We start from the raw sequence: 17452 nt of genomic DNA, 5'->3' as shown, positions 1-17452 counted from the left end.
AGACTAATAAATAGTCTGTCTTTTCACATTAATTCTTCACGTCATTATAAAGTTCAAGCGCCTCTTTCACATTCAATCCATTTTTCACAATACCATGTATCGCTTGAATCATCGCAGCAGGATGTTCAGATTGCCATATGTTCCGGCCCATGTCTACGCCGATTGCACCTTCTTGCAGTGCATTGTACGTAATGTTTAATGCATCTTCAATTGAATCTAGTTTTGGGCCGCCCGCGATGACAACTGGGGCAGGGCATGTGCTCGTTATTTTTTCGAATCCTTCGCAGTAATACGTTTTAATAATATCAGCACCCATTTCAACACATACGCGGGAAGCAAGTGCTAGAAAGCGAGCTTCACGTTTTTGTAATTCTTTTGCGACTGCGGTAATGCCGAGTACAGGTAGGCCGTAATCGTGAGCTTCAGAGACTACATTTGCGAGATTCGAAACAGTTTGTGTTTCATAGTCTGATCCGACAAAAACAGAAACGCCAACGCCAATTGCGTTTTGCTTCACTGCTTCTTTCACAGGTGTAACAATTGTTTCATTCGCTAAATCTTTACCGACGACAGTAGCGCCGCCAGATACACGCATAACCATCGGTGTGCTGCAGTTTTCAGGAATGCAGGAGCTAAGTACACCACGTGTTAAAAAGAGAGAATCCGTGTAAGGAAGTAAGTTTTTAACAGTTTCAAGTGGCTGTTCAAGCCCGTGGATTGGCCCTAAAAAGTAGCCGTGATCTATCGCTAACATTACCGCTCTGCCATCAGGTAAAATTGTATTTAATCGATTTTTAAATCCCCAAGTCATTCCAAATCACTCCTTCGTTAATGTTGGATTTTCCTTTTGTACCGTATCTTTATTTGGTAAATGTGGTGACTTTATAAAAACAGCTTTAAAAGGTTTGTCAGAATGGTTAATCAGATAGTGAGATTCATGAGGGCGAACTTGCAGGACATCACCTTGTTTAATCGGAACTCTTTCGTTATTTACATAGAAGTCTATTTCACCTTCTAACGCATAAAAAACTTCTTCACACGTTGTATGGTAATGATTTTGAAACTCTTGCCCAGGCTGAATGACAACAAGACCAAGATCAATATTCGGGCCTTGTATTAAATATTTCGGCCCGTTATCACCGAAGCGATAGGAGAAATCATTTTCATTCGCTTTTAACATACAGTTCACTCCTTTATGTAAATGTGTTACAGTGCACCAGGCGCAATCCACATATGTGTTGTAAGTCCTTTATCAGCTAAAGCGAGCTGACTGCTATACACGGTTTTCCATGTTTCATAGAATTCCTTGTATAGCTCGTGATTTTCAGTGATTGGTTCAAATGTATTTTCCCACTGTACAAATTGTTCGGCAGTCTCTTCCATAGATGAATATATGCCAGCGCCAACTCCAGCAGCAATTGCAGTTCCTAAAGCAGCTGCTTCTTTCACAACTGGTACTTTTACAGGAATGCCGAGAACGTCTGATAGAATTTGTGGCCATAGTTGCCCTTTAGCGGCACCGCCAGCAAAAATGACTTCAGAAGGGAATGTACCAGTAAGATTTTCAATTAGTTTTAAGTTTCCAAGTGTAACGAAGGCGGCATTTTCTTCAATAGCACGGAACATTTCTTTTTTTCCGCATTTGTCAGCGTCTAAACTTAAATTTAAGAATGAAGGTGCGGCATGACGCCAAGAAATGTAGTTCATAACGTTTGAAAAAGTAGGGATAATACCATATGAACCGACAGGAACGTCTTTCGCTTGTTCTTCTAATAATTCATAAGCGTCTACACCGAGTTTTTCAGCGAGCTTTTTTTCTTCTTGGCAAAAAGCGTCTCGAAACCAACGCATAACGAGGCCAGGGAAAAAGGCAATCGTTTCATATTGCCAAAGGTTCGGAACGACGTGACAATTTACTCGAATTGCAGCATTTGGATCCGTTGTTGACTCTGCAATATTCACTTCCTGTTGCCAAAAGCTGCCGCCGCATATTAAAGTTTGATTTGGTTTTACGACTCCAGTCCCGAGTGCTGCCATTTGAGCATCACCGCCGCCAGCGACGACAGGAATCCCTTCAAGTAAACCAGTTAGTGCTGCACACTCTTTTGTAACATTACCAATCACAGTGCCAGCTTCATTTACTTTTGGTGAAAATGGCAAAGATATACCACACTCTTTAGCGACATCGTTATCCCAATTTCTATTTTGTAAATCAAAGATTCCAGACGTACAACCGTTGGAAGGGTCGATTTGCAGTACGCCGCTTAATTTATACAAAATCCAATCATTTAACATCGTAAAGGAGTGAATATTGTTGTAGACGTCTGGTTCATGTTTTTTAATCCAAAGTAGGCGAGGTAAAGCACCTAATGAAAAAGTTTGACCAGATCTAGTATATAAATCTTCTTCAAGATGTGACCGTATTTCTTTTAGCTCACTAACTTCAGCGGATGCACGCCCATCAACATTTGCACAAGCCCAAATTTCTTGCCCATTTTTATCATATAAAACAAAACCTTCCCGCATACTAGTAGCACTAATAGCTTGAATAGAAGAAGGCGTGACATTACTTCTTTGTAAAACTTCTTTCGTGCATTGTTGTACTAGCTTCCAGTTTTCTATTACATCAAAATTCATAGAACCTGGGTAACGAGGATCCGTATTATGAACCCATTCTTTTTGACTGACCGCAATTTGATTACCTAGTAAATCAAAAAGAACAGCTCGAATGCTTCCTGTACCAGCATCAAAAGCTAATAAATGAGACATTAACAATCACCATCCTTTCGTAATAAGGAGAGGGCCGTTTCCTCATCGGTAATTAATGTATGAATGAACTTTCCCTTTAAGGCACCATAAATTGCATCTATCTTTTCTGTACCTCCAGCAACACCAACGACATGATTCATATTGCGCAAAATAGAGAGAGGCGTGCCAATTAGACGATTGTGATGCGAGAGCTCTAATAAATCACCATTCGTATTATAAAACTGTCCTAAAATATCGCCCGCCCCGTTTTGACTTCGAATATATGTCATTTCACGTAGCGTTAATTTTTCTTCTTTTACAATCGTAGCGTCTTGAGATAACCCGCCAATACCGACAACTGCTGTATGTGCAAGTGAAGCGACATGAAGCATATCTTTCACACTTGGTTCTGATAAAATACTTTGTGCCATTTCAGTAGAAGATGCTAGAAAAGGAGTAGGAATAATATGAAGATCACCTTGCATGTAGTGTAAATAGTTTTGTTTTCTTGGGAGATAGTGGTTTACTCCGCCTGTTAGCGTTACGAATGAAAGATTAATAGAACTTTCAAAATGAATGTTTTCTAGCATTTTACTTATCGTTTCACCCCAGCCGATGCCGAGTAAATCACCTTGTTGGAGATGAGTCTCTAAATATTGTGCAGCGGCTTTTCCGAGAGAAGTAGCATAATTGTTTATTGGAGTAGGGATAATGAAAGCATCTTTTAAGTGGAACTTTTTCATTAAGTCACGTTCAATGCTCAAGCAATGCAAACCGGTTCCTTTTACGTGAAATGTAACGATACCTTCACTGCGTGCCTTATCTAATAACCGGACAACCTTATTTCTTGAAATATGAAGAAGTGAAGCAATCTCTTGTTGTGTTAATTGATCTTTATAATAGTACCAGGCTACTTTAGTTAATAAATTTTCTTCAAAGTTCAGCTGTGACATACTCTTCATCCCTTTCAACAATTGACCAATGCTTAAACATATGTGTCACATATTTTGTTTATTCCAGTTGAAACGATTAATAGTACATTGAAAAAAGTGTTCTAGATATGAAAAAAGGAATATACAATGCTACAAAACAAGTAGAACAAATAATCATTTTCTCAAAAAATGTTCTGGGTAAAGGCAGGTGACATCATGTGGAGAATGTGCCCTTATTACAAGTGAAGAAAATGAGTAAGGCGTTTTCGAATCAACTTGTGCTAAAGGAAGTGAACTTACAAGTAGAGCATGGTGATATATACGCTTTAGTTGGTGGAAATGGCGCCGGGAAATCGACATTAATGAAAATATTAATGGGGTTATATTCGTATGATAGTGGAGAAATGTATGTGAAAGGAAAGAGACAGCAGTTTGCAAATCCAAAAGAAGCACACCAAGAAGGGATTTATTTAATACCACAAGAACCGCTCATTTTTCCGCATATGACCATTGAAGAAAATATATGTATTGGGTTAAAAGAAAAGAAAAAGAAACTAAAAGTACAGATTCAGCAATTGATTAGCAGCTTAGGATGGGATATTGACCTTAATAAACTAGGAGGAACATTATCGATTGCGCAACAACAGTTAGTAGAAATCGTTAGAGGATTAATAAGAGAAGCTGAGATTCTTATTCTAGATGAGCCAACATCGACATTAACAACACATGAAATTAAGAGTCTTTTTGTGTTGATGAAAAGTTTACAAGAAAAAGGAATTGGGATGATTTATATTACGCATCGATTTCCAGAAATCTTTGAAATTGCCAGCAAAGTAGCAATACTACGTGATGGAATGGTTGTAAGCCAAGGTGATGTATGTGACTATACATATGACATGCTGATGGAGGGACTATTGCCAAAAGGATATAAACAGAAAGAGAAAATAGAAGTAGTTCAAGAGACAGCAAAGACGAAAAAAATATTAGAAGTGGTTGATATAAATGGTCACGCATTCGAAAATATATCATTCACTGTACATGCGGGTGAGGTTGTAGGTGTTGCTGGCATTATAGGATCTGGCAGAACGGAATTAGCAGAAGCGATATTTGGATTGAAAACTATAAAATCAGGGTCTATCTTATTGGGTGGAAAATCAATTGATACGTGTTCTTTGCATAAAAGGCTAGACGAAGGACTAGTTTATGTGCCAGAGGATAGGGCGAGGAATGGAATTTTCTCAATTGCTTCTGTTAAAGAAAATATTGCAGCAGCAAGTTTATATCAAAATAATCGCTTTTTTATAAATCAAGAAAAAGAAAGCGCTTTAGTTAATTCGTTTATAGAACAGTTCCGAATTGTTGTACAGAATATGAATAAAGAATTGGCATCTTTATCAGGAGGTAATCAGCAGAAGGTCGTGCTTGCGAAGTATCTTGCATGTAATCCTAAAATTATTATTCTTGATGAGCCGACTCGCGGAATTGATGCGAAAGCAAGGCTTGAAGTGTATGAGACGATAAAAAAAATGAAAAGGGAAGGACTCGCAATTTTATTAATCTCTTCAGATGTTGAAGAAATTGTCCAATTAGTAAACCGTGTATATGTAATGAGAAATGGGCGATTTGTTTCTCATATGGAAAAAGAACAACTGAGTGTGAATGAAGTTACACGCTTTGCATACGGAGGTGTAACGGAATGAAACGCATGTTAAAAATGCATGAAACGTCTATCATACTGTTACTACTAATTTATATAGCCATTGTCGGTATAATAAATCCTAGTTTTGTTCAGTTTAACTCGTTATCTTTAATAATGAAATCAAGCGTTATTTTAGTCGTTCTAGCAATTGGCCAATCGTTCGTTTTATTTACGAAAAATATAGACGTATCAGTTGGCTCAATTATGGGATTAAGCGCGGCAGTTTGCGGGATGTTGTTAACGAACGGGTATAATGCATTCTTGTCAATTTTTGCTGCTGTAATGCTTGGTGCTAGTATTGGTTTCATAAACGGGATTGGCGTTGCAAAGTTTCGGGTACCAGCCATTATTATGACATTAGGGATGCTAGGAATTGTTAGGGGTGCAATGTTAATCTTCACAGGCGGGAAGTGGATTGAAGATATTCCAAATAATTTTAAGAAACTTTCATCTATCGTCATACTTGGTCTGCCGATAACTGTATGGGGTATTCTAATTGTTTTATTACTACTATATTTCTTTTTAAGGAAGGTACCTTACGGAAGATACTTCTATGCGGTAGGTGACAATGAAGATGGTGCGAGACTCATTGGTATACCTGTTAATCAAGTGAAGATAAATGCGTTTATTGTATCGGGCATAAGTGCGGCAATCGCTGGTTGCATATTTGTTATGAATATCGGGTTCGTTCCAAATCAAACTGGTACAGGAATAGAACTACAGGTGATTGCAGCTGCTGTGCTAGGAGGAATTCATCTAAAAGGAGGAACAGGTTCTATATTTGGAGCTGCACTAGGAGCATTGTTTTTAGAAGTGATAAGCAGTTCACTTATCTTTTTAAAAATACCAGCATTTTGGAATAATGCTATTTCAGGTTTTTTACTATTACTTATTATCATATTAGATAGCGTCATGAAGAAGTGGAAAGCAGAAAGGAGAATGAATCTATGAAGTATTTTTACAGATGGGAAGGTGTTTTAATCATATTACTTCTTATAGAATTCATTCTCTTTAGTTTTATAAACAGCGATTTCTTAAATATTAGTAATCTCCTTTTTAGTACAAATGATTTTCTATTCATAGCAATCGCGGCAATTCCAATGACTTTCGTTATTGTAACAGGAGGAATTGACGTATCTGTAGGATCAATTATGGGGCTAACCTCGATTTTAATTGGTGTGTTTTGGATGAATGGAATTCATATTTTACTAGCAGTAATAATGGCACTTATAGTCAGTTGCTTAGCAGGAGCTTTAAACGGAATCATTATAAAATTGACAGATGTAGAACCACTAGTCGTTACACTCGGAACGATGTTTTTATACGGAGGAATTGCACTCGTCATTTCAGGAGGGGCAGGTGCTTCTGGATATGAAGGGATAAGCGGTTTACCTGATACTTATGTACAACTAGCAAATGGTAGTTTTATAGGAATACCCAATTTATTATGGCTACTTATTTTATTAACAATTGTATGCACGATTTTGTTTCACCGAACGATATATGGGCGCCACGTAAAATTAACAGGCGCGAATGAAAATACAGCAAAATACACCGGGATTAAAACGAAAAAAGTAGTAATCATTGCTTACATACTTTCTGGGTTAGGAGGTGGATTAGGAGGAGCTTTCTTAACTGCATATTTCAGTTCTGCACGTGCTGATATAGGAAGCGAAACAATATTACCAATCATTACAGCAGTCGTCTTAGGCGGTACACTTATTACAGGCGGAAAAGGAAGCATTATCGGTACTGTACTGGCGAGTATTTTCATTGGGCTCATGCAGTATGGCTTGCAAATGACGGGTTTAACAAATGAACAATCTAACGTAGTTATTGGTATTATCCTTATTCTTTCAGTTATTATGAGACATTTCAAATTACATCAATTTTTAGCGGGAAAAAGACAGAGTTTGCATAAGGGGGAAATGTCATGAAGAGAAAACTAGGGATTGTATTGATCGTATGTATTTGCCTAATTGGTTTAATAGCTTGTTCCAGTCAAACGGTAGATAAGAAAAAAGCGGATGATGTGAAATTTGCATTTATTCCGAAATTAACAGGAGTTGGCTTCTTTACATCGGGCGGTGAAGGAGCAAAGGAGATGGGAGAGAAGCTAGGCGTACAAGTGAAATATGATGGGCCGTCTGAAGCGAGTGTATCAGGGCAAGTAAAGTATATAAATAATTTTATTAACCAAAACTATGATGCACTTATGGTTTCCTCTACATCAGTTGATGGTTTATCGCAATCACTACAACGTGCTAAGAAAAAAGGAATGACCGTCTTAACATGGGATTCTGATGTGAATCCGAAAGATCGTTCTTTTTATATAAGCCAAGGAACACCAGACCAACTTGCTAACTTATTAATAGAAATGACTTCTAAGCAAATTGGAGATAAAGGAAAAGTAGCATTCTTTTATTCTAGCCCGACAGTAACGGATCAAAACCAATGGGTAACGAAAGCGAAAGAAATTATTAAAAAGAAATATCCGAACTGGGAAATTGTAACGACGCAGTACGGTGAAAATAATGCACAAAAATCTTTATCCGTAGGGGAGAACATATTAAAAACGTATCCAGATATTAACGCAGTTATTTGTCCAGATGCAACAGCACTCCCAGCAATGGCGCAGGCAGCTGAAAACTTAAAAATGGATAAAAAAGTAGTGTTAACTGGATTTTCTACACCGAACGTTATGCGTGATTATGTAAAACGAGGAACAGTACAACAATTTGGTTTATGGGATGTAAAACAACAAGGTGCTCTCGCAACGTATGTAGCAAATGAAATTGTTGTAAAAGGGAAGAAGTTAAAAGTAGGGGATAGCTTCGAAGTAAAAGGAATTGGAAAAGTGAAAGTAGAGCCAAACTCCATTCAAGGATATGATTATGAGGCAGAAGGGAACGGAATTATCGTATTACCAGAACGAGTTGTATTTACGAAAGATAATATTGATAAGTATAATTTTTAGTAGACAAAAAAACGTCCGAATATATCGGACGTTTTTTTATTTCTGCATTAATTATGAACAGTTTCTTTTTCGTTTAATCCAAGTGTACGACCAGTAGAAGTGTGAAGATCTTGGAACAATCTTGGATTTTCAGTTAGTGAAATGCCATATGAAGGAATCATTTCTTTTATTTTTTCTTCCCATTCTACCATGCGGCTTGGGAAACATTTTTCTAATACTTCGAGCATGACGTGAACAGCAGTAGAAGCACCTGGTGATGCGCCTAGTAATGCGGCGATTGAGCCGTCAGCTGCACTTACTACTTCTGTACCAAATTGAAGTGTTCCTTTACCGCCAGCATCAGTATCTTTAATTACTTGTACACGTTGTCCAGCAACTACAATATCCCAATCTTCACTTTTCGCGTTCGGAATGAATTCGCGTAATTCTTCCATACGTTTTTCATGTGATAACATAACTTGCTGAATTAAGTATTTTGTAAGTCCCATTTCTTTTACACCAGCGGCTAACATCGTTAAGACGTTATTCGGTTTTACAGAACCGATTAAGTCAAGATTTGAGCCAGTTTTTAAGAATTTAGGTGAGAAGCCTGCGAATGGTCCAAACAGTAAAGCTTTTTTATTGTCTATATATCTCGTATCTAGATGAGGTACAGACATTGGCGGAGCGCCAACTTTAGCTTTACCGTACACTTTCGCATGATGCTGCTCTACAACTTTTTGGTTTTTACATACCATAAATAGTCCACTTACTGGGAAGCCACCGATATGCTTTGATTCAGGGATACCAGTCTTTTGAAGTAGAGGTAGGCTACCGCCACCGCCGCCAATAAATACGAATTTAGCAGTATGATGCTCAATTTTACCACTATTCATATCGTGTACTTTTACTTCCCACAAACCATTTTTCGTGCGCTTAATATTTTCGACACTATGCTTGTAGTTTAGCTCGACATTTTTTGTTTTTAAGTAATCAAACAACATACGTGTTAATGCACCGAAGTTAACATCTGTTCCAGAGTCAATCTTCGTTGCCGCCATCGGTTCATTAGATGTGCGGCCTTCCATAATGAGTGGAAGCCATTTTTTTAATGTTTCAGGAGCAACAGAAAATTCCATTCCTTGAAAGAGTGGATTTTTTGAAAGCGCTTCAAAACGGTTTTTTAGAAACTCAACATTTTTTTCCCCTTGTACTAAACTCATATGAGGTAGTGGCATAATAAAATCTTGTGGATTACGAATTAATTTGCTCTTTACAAGATATGCCCAAAATTGTCTTGAAAGCTGGAATTGCTCATTCACTTTTACAGCCTTACTAATATCTATAGATCCGTCAGCTTTTTCGGAAGTATAGTTCAGTTCGCATAGCGCAGAATGCCCTGTACCTGCATTATTCCATTCGTTAGAGCTTTCTTCCCCGGCACTTGCGAGTTTTTCAAAAACTTTAATTTCCCATTCTGGTGCTAATTCTTTTAGTAATGAGCCTAACGTTGCACTCATAATTCCTGCACCAATTAAGATAACGTCTGTTTTTTGCTGCATGTTGCTCATGATAATCTCTCCATCCCCTATATTGGCAAAAAAGTGTAGGTGTTTTCTATGTCTAAGCCGTAAAAGAGAAACACCGCCTAGGCCCCACCTAGGTGTATACCTTTTTTGTCTCAATTATATAACCATCTCATACTCTATTATAATAATTAATAGACTAAAATATCTAGTGTTATCTGATAATTTTAAACTATTTAACGTTTTATTCGCTAAAAATCTTATTTAACAAGCTCTTTTAAGGTGGTAAATAGAAAAAAATTACAGTTTGAAATTATCTCGAAAAAGCTTACGTATCCTTAAGTGACTAGATTGAGTACCTTTTTATGGGATTATTCTTTCTGTAATGGTAAGATTATTCCGAAAAATAAAAAGGAGGGATTTTAATGCGTACAAAAGAGCAAATTTCAAACTTATTTCGAAACTTTTCAATAAAGGAATGTAAAGGGTCAAGTAATTTATATGAATATTTATCGATAAAAATTGCTGAAGATGAGGAAGTACTTACACTATCGTCCTATGCTCAGGTAGGTCAACCAGTCCCAAACTTACTATTAGGTGCAGTACATTATTTATTGCTAGCAGGGAAAGAACATTATTTAAAAACGTATTATAGTAGCTTAGTCGAATATGTTGATACAAATTTAGATAAAGCTTTTAATCATTTTAAAGATTTCTGTAAAGAGTACCGAGAAGAAATCATTACTTTGTTACAAACGAAACTCGTTCAAACAAATGAAGTAAGACGGTGCGCATACTTATACCCAAGTTTCTGCTACATATTTAACAAAGTGAAGAAGCCGTTAGCGTTAATTGAAATTGGGACAAGTTCTGGGTTGCAACTGTTCTGGGACCAATATCGTTATTCGTACGGGACGGATGAAATGTACGGAAATATAAATTCAAATGTGCATGTAACTTCTGAAATAAGAGGGGAGAATGTACCGCATTTTCTAAAAGAAAGCCCATCTGTCGTAGAAAGAATCGGACTGGACTTACATGTGAATGATTTACATAATGAGGAAGATTATTTATGGTTACGTGCTTTAATTTGGCCAGAACATAAAGAAAGGCTTGAGATGTTTGATCAAGCTGCATCTTTAGTGAAAAATGAATCTGTCCAATTCATAGAAGGAGACGGTGTAGAGCTATTATCATCTATTATTGAACAAATAAGTGAAGAAGCTGTTATTTGTATTTTCCATACACACGTCGCAAATCAAATACCAGAACAAGTTAAACATAAATTAGAAAAACAAATACAAGAAATCGGCGCAAAACGTGATGTATTCCACCTGTATAACAATATGTGGGATCGTGACCTTCATATTGATTATTATATTAACGGAAACGAATATCGTGAAACGGTTGGAGAAACAGAAGGACACGGGAGATGGTTTAGCTGGAAAATTGGAAATGAGACGCTTATTTAGATTAATATGGGCGCCCTCACTTGTAAAAGAAGGGACCATAGGCTCAAGCATTGACTAAATGGTTAAGGAATAAATGTATTAGTAACATACAAAAAATGCTTCGGAGAAATCCTAAGCATTTTTTGAATTACATTTAAACCCCATAATGGATCATGTACTTCTGTTCTGCTGCAGCTTGTACAATTTTTGAAGCTAACTCATTCAGCTCATCAGATTTTTTGAAGAACTTTGAAGATGTAACTGTTTCATAGAAAATTGCTAATGATTCAGGCGGGATAATTGTAATACCGTAATAAGCTAAACCGTATTCCTGATTTTTGACTGTATGAAAGTAGGTTTTCATAATTGATAAATTTCGACTTAAGCTACTGATAATATCATCAGCAACAGAAATACAATAATATTTCTCTGGTGTATAATCATTGTAACTTTTTTGAGAATTAAATTCGTCAATTATTCCAAAATCATGGACACATGCCATCATTATCATCCTTTCAAATTTAATAAAATGATTTCTATTAAAGTAAAATGTCTATTCGTTTAAGTGTAATAGAAATAGTTATGTAGTTCATAAAATATTTTCGGTTTTTCTTCGTGAAAACAGTTTATTTATCGATGAACTCATCAGGAGTCCAAGTGGCGATTTCATTCCCAGGTGCAGCGACTACAAGCCATTGCTCACATAGGACACCAGCTTGCCAACATTCATAATAATCATGAAAACCATTTACAAAAATAATTTGTCCGCTCTCTAAATTAATAATTAAATGAGGGCTTTCTAAGCCGAGTTGTATATCGGTAACTTTTTGTCTTCTTATCTCAAATATTCTCTCATATTCTTCTTCCTCAGAATAATCTTCAAATTCATCTTCATTTAATGGGTATCTTTTTTGAGGTTTATGAAATAAACACCATTTTGATTCGATATTGATATATAATTGCCCGTCATAATCAACGGAGTCGTGAAAGTTTGTAAACTGAATCTTTATAGTGCCTGAAGAAATACCAAATTGTAATCCATCAACTTGTGATCCGATAAAGAGATTTTTTAACACTTTTTCAGCGTAAATTTTATCCTCTGTATTCATTCTTGAATTCCTCCTTTTCATAAAAATATACCTTATATTTTTATTGTAATAAATAAATTTTCATGTAAAATGAACCTTTTGTGAAAAACGAGCGAATATAGTGTGAAAGATTATGAGAGGGGAACGGAGCTTTGGATGAAGTACAATTAAAAGAATGGCTATATAAAATGGGGTCTGGGGACCAAGAAGCCTTTCAAATTATTTATGAATATACATGTAAAGATATTTATAGAACAGTAGTATTTTTAGTAGGAAGTCAAAACCAAGATGTAGACGATATAGTTAATGAAGTGTACATCAATATGTGGAAGTCCATAACAAACTATGATATAAATCGTTCATTTCGTTTTTGGTTACATGGACTAGTTGTCAAGGAAGTACAGGATTGGCGTCGTAAATCGTGGCGACGATTTCGAATCTTTGAAAAGAAGAAAATGTATGAACAAGATCGGCCTTACTTAATGGATGAAGCTATTTTACATAAAGAAACACGAAGTGAATTAGTAGAAGTTGTACAAAATTTATCTTATAAACATCGTGAAGTAGTCATTATGCGTTACTTCCATGAATATAGCTTGGATGAAATTGCTACACTTCTTCAAATCCCTATTGGTACAGTGAAATCTCGACTACACACAGCACTAAAACGATTAAGAATGGAAATGGAACAAATGCCAAACGAAAGGGAGGAAGAAGTAAATGGATTTTGAGAGATATGTAACGAATGAACTAAAAAGAAAAGCAGAGAGTCTAGACCCGTCTCCAAATCTAGATAATCAAGTGAAAAACTCTTTTTATAAATACCAACTGTCGAAAATGAAAAGGAAGATTTCTATGAAGAAAAAATTATTGCTTGGATTTGTAGCTGCGGCAATTTTAATACCGACCGGTACTTTTGCAGGTACAACATTAATGGATAAAATTGTAGGGACACCAGAAAAAGCAAGACAAGATATGGGAATGACTGAGGATGGTTATAATGGCGTAATGGAACGTATAGAAATTGCTAAAAGTATATTTACAGAAAAGGATTTTGATAAGTATGTAACTTTATTACAGGAATCGTACTATTTTTATAAAAAAGTAAGTGTCGTAGAGAATGGTGAGAGACAATATACAGCTACAAATCGTCTAAATGCTGATGAAGAAATGAGAGAAAGAGCGGTAATGGAACAATTACATACATATGAAGAAAGAATAGATCAACATTTTACCTATACATTTGAACAAGCTGAACAAATAACTGGTTTTCCAATCAAGCATCCAACATATATTCCAGTTGGACATCAATTAGTATTTGAAGAGGTAAAAGCTGAAGCAACACTAGGAAAACCTATGCCACTTATTACGATGAGATATGAAAAACAAAATGTAAAAAAACAGCCACATACTTCAGAGGCAGAATTAGGTTTTACAATTCATCAATTAGAAATTGTTGAAGGAGAATATAAAGATTACTTTATTGATAGACCATTTGATAAACCATCTGAAAGAGGACCTAATTTTACTGGAAATATAAAGAAATATAAATTAAATGGCTATGACGTTACATTCGGTGAGTATAAAGAATCGAATGTAAGGGCTATGAAAATAATTGTGCCAGCAAGGGAAGGGAGAAATGCATATCAAGTGTATATAAATGATAGTATGCTGTCTAAAAAAGAGATTGAGAACGTTTTACTTTCGATGATTGAATAGTTATTTGGTATAAGTGATTGATAATTATATTATGTAAACTTCTTTTTTACAAAACATCCATTTTTAAAAATGGATGTTTTGCATTTAGATAGATTAGGTGGAGTGTATATTTAAAAAAAGCGGAATACTTTTCGGAAAGATAAAAACATTTTTCGGATCATATTTCGCTTTTACTTTCATTAATCGGTCAAAGTTACAACTGAAGTATGCATCTGGCCAATTTTTAATGGATAGGTCAGGCGTATTAACGTAGACACCTTTTGTAAATGGAAGCATCGCTAAGCGGAAGTCTTCAACCCATCGAATACTTCCAGCGGCACCTTCTGGTTGCTCCCAAGTAGCGAATATTGACATGTTTGATAGTGCTTTTCGGTAAAAGTAAGCAGTTGCCCCATTTGGCACCTCAGCAACAGCACCGCCTAATCCGCGGGAAAATATGGAGGTGGTAAAAAAGGGTAAGTTAAATCGTAATTTCTATTTGATTGCCTTCTGGATCACCTATTACACTTTCATAATAGCCATCTCCAGTAAAACGTGGTCCATTTAATAAAGGATAACCAGCATCTTTTATCACCTTTGTCAGTTCATTCACTCGTTCTTCACTACCGACAGAAAAAGCCATATGAGCATAGCCAGTTATGTTTAAATTAGGCTTATTTTCAACCCCTTTTTTACGCATAAGTTCAAGCCTTGCTCCAGATTCGAACGTGATAAAATAAGATTCAAATTGTTTCATTTCATTATGGTATAACGAGTTTGCTTTACCGTTAAAGTATTTTATATAAAAATCACGCATACATTCTAAGTCATTTACCCAAATTGCAATATGTTCAATTTTCATAGGTTTCACCAATCCTATCTGTATCAATTAGGCTTCCACTGTATTAAATTTACATTTGCATTGCAACAATTTTGCTTTGGTGTTAAAGCTAGTTGTTAATTTTTGATTATATACGTACATACAATATGTAATTAAGTGAATGACCATCATAGTAATTACAGAAAAGGGTGAATGAAGCATATGAATCAATTTGAGCAAATGATGTACGTTGGTGTCATCATGTCTATTGTACTATCCGTAATGATTTTAGGGTCCTTATATTATAATCCTCGACTTTCGTTAACTGATTATCCGAAAGATATTCAAAAAGTAGTTTTTCCAAAATCGATTCATGAAAGAAAGCAAACCATTTATTTTAATATTGTATATAATACTATTCTTTTCGGTAGTCCCTTCGTTTCTACATATATACTACATAAGCATGAAAAATTAATGTATATGGATGCCTATTTACACACTTTTGGTATTTTAATGATTTTCAATTTAGTAGATTTACTTATAATTGATTGGCTAATTTTTTGCTGGATTACTCCAAGGTTTGTTGTGATTCCTAGTACGGAAGGTATGAAAGGATATAAAGATTATAAGTTTCATTTAAGAGGGGCTATAGTCGCTACTCAAATTTTAGCAATCGTAAGTTTATTTTTGGCGGGAATTGCCACAACTATTTAGTGTGAAGAAGGGCATGGAGCTTTTATAAAAGATAAGGAGATCTATAATATATAGAATTAGAAATGAGAATTTGATAGTATTGGAGTAAGGAGTTTTAATAACAGTATATTAAACAATATTAATATATTGTTGCAAATGTTTTGATATTATGTAAAATTATACAATTTTACGGAGGCATTTGATAAAATTCAAAAAAATATAATGGAGGCTAATATGAAAAAAGTAATTGGCGCAGCAACCGCAACTGTTTTTGGATTGGGGGCGTTTACCACAACTGCTACCGCAGAAACAATCGTAACAGCAGATGTACTTAACGTACGTGAAAAACCGACTACAGAATCAAAAGTGGTCGAAAAAGTAAAGAATGGGCAAGAGTTAAAAGTCATAAATACCGAAGATGGCTGGTCAAAAATTGAGTTAAACGGTAAAGAAGTGTTTGTTAGTTCGGAGTTTACAAAAGATGTGTATCATGTAACGGCGGATTTGTTAAATGTACGTACTGAAGCAAACACAGATTCAGAAATTCTTGGCAGACTAAAAAAAGATGATGTAATTGAATCAACGCATCAAGTAAAAGACGGATGGCTGCAATTTGAGTATAAAGGAAAAACTGCTTATGCAAACGTTTCTTTCCTATCAAGTACAGCACCAACTGAAAAGAAAACTGAAGAGAAAACAAAGCAAGTAGCGAAAGTACAAAAATCAGTTAAAGAAAAGAAAGAAGTAAAGACGCAGAAAGTAGCAAAAGTGAAAGAAACAACGAAAGCACCAGAAATAGTAAAGCCTAAAGAAGAGGCAATAGTATCAGAGAAAGTAAAAGTTAAGGAAGAACCGAAAGCGCAAGAAATAGTAAAACCTAAAGAAGAAGTAAAAGTTAAAGAAGAACCGAAAGTGCAAGAAATAGTAAAGCCTAAAGAAATAGTAAAGCCTAAAGAAGAAGTAAAAGTTAAAGAAGAAGTAAAAGTTAAAGAAGAAGTAAAAGTTAAAGAAGAAGTAAAAGTTAAAGAAGAAGTAAAAGTTAAAGAAGAAGAAAAAGCGAAAGAAATAGCAAAGCCTAAAGAAGAGGCAAAAGTTAAAGAAGAAGAAAAAGCACAAGAAATAGCAAAAGCTAAAGCAAGCAAGAGAATAGCAAAGCTAAAGAAGAAGAGAAAGCAAGAGAAATAGCAAAAGCTAAAGAAGAAGAAAAAGCAAGAGAAATAGCAAAAGCTAAAGAAGAAGAAAGCAAGAGAAAGCAAAAGCTAAAGAAGAAGAAAAGCAAGAGAAATAGAAGCAAAGAAGAAGAGAGAGCAAGAGAAATAGCAAAAGCTAAAGAAGAAGAGAAAGCAAGAGAAATAGCAAAAGCTAAAGAAGAAGAGAGAGCAAGAGAAATAGCAAAAGCTAAAGAAGAAGAGAGCAAAAAAGCTAAAGAAGAAGAAAAAGCAAGAGAAATAGCAAAGGCTAAAGAAGAAGAGAGAGCGAAAGAAACATCTAAAAACAACATACAGTCTGCTAAACGTGAATTAACGGTAGTAGCGACAGCGTATACTGCTGATCCAAGTGAAAATGGTACATATGGTGGACGCGTTTTAACTGCGATGGGGCATGATTTAACGGCAAATCCGAATATGAGAATTATCGCAGTTGACCCGAAAGTAATCCCGTTAGGATCTAAAGTATGGGTAGAAGGTTATGGAGAAGCTATCGCTGGTGATACTGGAAGTGCAATTAAAGGTAATCGTATTGATGTATTAATGGGTTCAAAAAGTAAAGCTATGAATTGGGGAAGACAAACTGTTAAAGTGAAAATTTTATAGTAACTATAATGATCCAAATAGAAGTCA

At 35.6% G+C, this 17452-nt stretch carries 17 protein-coding genes and 1 pseudogene; 9 read left to right on the top strand and 9 right to left on the bottom strand.

The features are described from left to right. Window positions 1–28: 28 nt before the first annotated feature. From lsrF to AXW78_RS14330, 4 genes are read right to left on the bottom strand one after another with little or no spacing between them, the layout of a single operon-like run. Window positions 29–811, bottom strand: a complete 783-nt coding sequence (lsrF, locus tag AXW78_RS14345; protein WP_000219774.1) for a 3-hydroxy-5-phosphonooxypentane-2,4-dione thiolase — start codon at window positions 809–811, stop codon at window positions 29–31. Between the two features lie 6 nt (window positions 812–817). Next, window positions 818–1180, bottom strand: a complete 363-nt coding sequence (locus AXW78_RS14340; RefSeq protein ID WP_000909983.1) for a cupin domain-containing protein — start codon at window positions 1178–1180, stop codon at window positions 818–820. Between the two features lie 26 nt (window positions 1181–1206). Further along, complete coding sequence (gene lsrK, locus AXW78_RS14335; RefSeq protein ID WP_000018829.1) at window positions 1207–2769, bottom strand: autoinducer-2 kinase; 1563 nt, start codon at window positions 2767–2769, stop codon at window positions 1207–1209. Next, window positions 2769–3701: a sugar-binding transcriptional regulator gene (locus AXW78_RS14330; protein ID WP_000080661.1), complete on the bottom strand. Its 933-nt coding sequence runs from the start codon at window positions 3699–3701 to the stop codon at window positions 2769–2771. Before AXW78_RS14330 ends, lsrK begins: the two co-directional genes overlap by 1 nt. Window positions 3702–3898: 197 nt before the next feature. On the opposite strand from AXW78_RS14330, the gene AXW78_RS14325 reads away from it, so the two are divergent. Genes AXW78_RS14325 through lsrB form a run of 4 tightly spaced genes read left to right on the top strand, consistent with a single transcriptional unit; the run spans window position 3899 to window position 8356 of the window. Beyond that, window positions 3899–5380 carry a sugar ABC transporter ATP-binding protein gene (locus AXW78_RS14325; RefSeq protein WP_000432622.1) on the top strand — a complete coding sequence of 494 codons (1482 nt, stop codon included), beginning with the start codon at window positions 3899–3901 and terminating at the stop codon, window positions 5378–5380. After that, the gene (locus AXW78_RS14320; protein ID WP_046945991.1) at window positions 5377–6330 is read left to right on the top strand and encodes an ABC transporter permease subunit; all 954 of its coding nucleotides are present in this window, start codon (window positions 5377–5379) and stop codon (window positions 6328–6330) included. Before AXW78_RS14325 ends, AXW78_RS14320 begins: the two co-directional genes overlap by 4 nt. Beyond that, window positions 6327–7316 carry an ABC transporter permease gene (locus AXW78_RS14315; RefSeq protein WP_046945990.1) on the top strand — a complete coding sequence of 330 codons (990 nt, stop codon included), beginning with the start codon at window positions 6327–6329 and terminating at the stop codon, window positions 7314–7316. Before AXW78_RS14320 ends, AXW78_RS14315 begins: the two co-directional genes overlap by 4 nt. After that, complete coding sequence (gene lsrB, locus AXW78_RS14310) at window positions 7313–8356, top strand: autoinducer 2 ABC transporter substrate-binding protein LsrB (protein WP_000823668.1); 1044 nt, start codon at window positions 7313–7315, stop codon at window positions 8354–8356. The genes AXW78_RS14315 and lsrB overlap by 4 nt, the downstream gene beginning before the upstream one ends. Window positions 8357–8403: 47 nt before the next feature. Here the strand turns inward: lsrB and AXW78_RS14305 are convergent, their stop codons facing one another. Next, window positions 8404–9906 (bottom strand): malate:quinone oxidoreductase, encoded by a 1503-nt coding sequence (locus tag AXW78_RS14305; protein WP_061884298.1) that lies wholly within the window; start codon window positions 9904–9906, stop codon window positions 8404–8406. 380 nt (window positions 9907–10286) lie between these two features. Between AXW78_RS14305 and AXW78_RS14300 the strand changes: the two genes are divergently transcribed. Then, the gene (locus AXW78_RS14300; RefSeq protein ID WP_001259297.1) at window positions 10287–11333 is read left to right on the top strand and encodes a DUF2332 domain-containing protein; all 1047 of its coding nucleotides are present in this window, start codon (window positions 10287–10289) and stop codon (window positions 11331–11333) included. 133 nt (window positions 11334–11466) lie between these two features. Here the strand turns inward: AXW78_RS14300 and AXW78_RS14295 are convergent, their stop codons facing one another. Both AXW78_RS14295 and AXW78_RS14290 read right to left on the bottom strand, forming a co-directional pair. Continuing rightward, entirely contained in the window at window positions 11467–11814 is a 348-nt protein-coding gene (locus AXW78_RS14295) for a hypothetical protein (protein ID WP_000752494.1), read from the bottom strand. Between the two features lie 124 nt (window positions 11815–11938). Beyond that, complete coding sequence (locus AXW78_RS14290) at window positions 11939–12421, bottom strand: hypothetical protein (RefSeq protein ID WP_001090923.1); 483 nt, start codon at window positions 12419–12421, stop codon at window positions 11939–11941. A 131-nt stretch (window positions 12422–12552) separates the two neighbouring features. Here AXW78_RS14290 and AXW78_RS14285 point away from each other — a divergent pair, with 131 nt between their 5' ends. Both AXW78_RS14285 and AXW78_RS14280 read left to right on the top strand, forming a co-directional pair. Continuing rightward, complete coding sequence (locus AXW78_RS14285; RefSeq protein ID WP_000344753.1) at window positions 12553–13131, top strand: sigma-70 family RNA polymerase sigma factor; 579 nt, start codon at window positions 12553–12555, stop codon at window positions 13129–13131. Beyond that, window positions 13121–14119: a hypothetical protein gene (locus AXW78_RS14280; RefSeq protein WP_000345240.1), complete on the top strand. Its 999-nt coding sequence runs from the start codon at window positions 13121–13123 to the stop codon at window positions 14117–14119. Before AXW78_RS14285 ends, AXW78_RS14280 begins: the two co-directional genes overlap by 11 nt. Before the next feature lie 93 nt (window positions 14120–14212). Here AXW78_RS14280 and AXW78_RS33880 read toward each other — a convergent pair whose 3' ends face one another. Together AXW78_RS33880 and AXW78_RS14270 are read right to left on the bottom strand one after the other, a co-directional pair. Continuing rightward, window positions 14213–14521 (bottom strand): BBE domain-containing protein, encoded by a 309-nt coding sequence (locus AXW78_RS33880; RefSeq protein WP_002164073.1) that lies wholly within the window; start codon window positions 14519–14521, stop codon window positions 14213–14215. A gap of 58 nt (window positions 14522–14579) precedes the next feature. Next, window positions 14580–14960, bottom strand: a complete 381-nt coding sequence (locus tag AXW78_RS14270; protein WP_000687533.1) for a VOC family protein — start codon at window positions 14958–14960, stop codon at window positions 14580–14582. A 180-nt stretch (window positions 14961–15140) separates the two neighbouring features. On the opposite strand from AXW78_RS14270, the gene AXW78_RS14265 reads away from it, so the two are divergent. Then, window positions 15141–15632 (top strand): hypothetical protein, encoded by a 492-nt coding sequence (locus tag AXW78_RS14265; protein ID WP_001071245.1) that lies wholly within the window; start codon window positions 15141–15143, stop codon window positions 15630–15632. Between the two features lie 213 nt (window positions 15633–15845). After that, window positions 15846–17425, top strand: a pseudogene (gene entB / locus AXW78_RS14260) (cell wall-binding protein EntB). Window positions 17426–17452: the final 27 nt, after the last annotated feature.

The organism is Bacillus thuringiensis, assembly GCF_001595725.1.
GTDB classification, from domain to species: Bacteria; Bacillota; Bacilli; order Bacillales; family Bacillaceae_G; genus Bacillus_A; species Bacillus_A thuringiensis_K.
The sequence above is the reverse complement of the archived record's forward strand: the minus strand, read 5'-3'. Positions and strand labels throughout refer to the sequence as shown.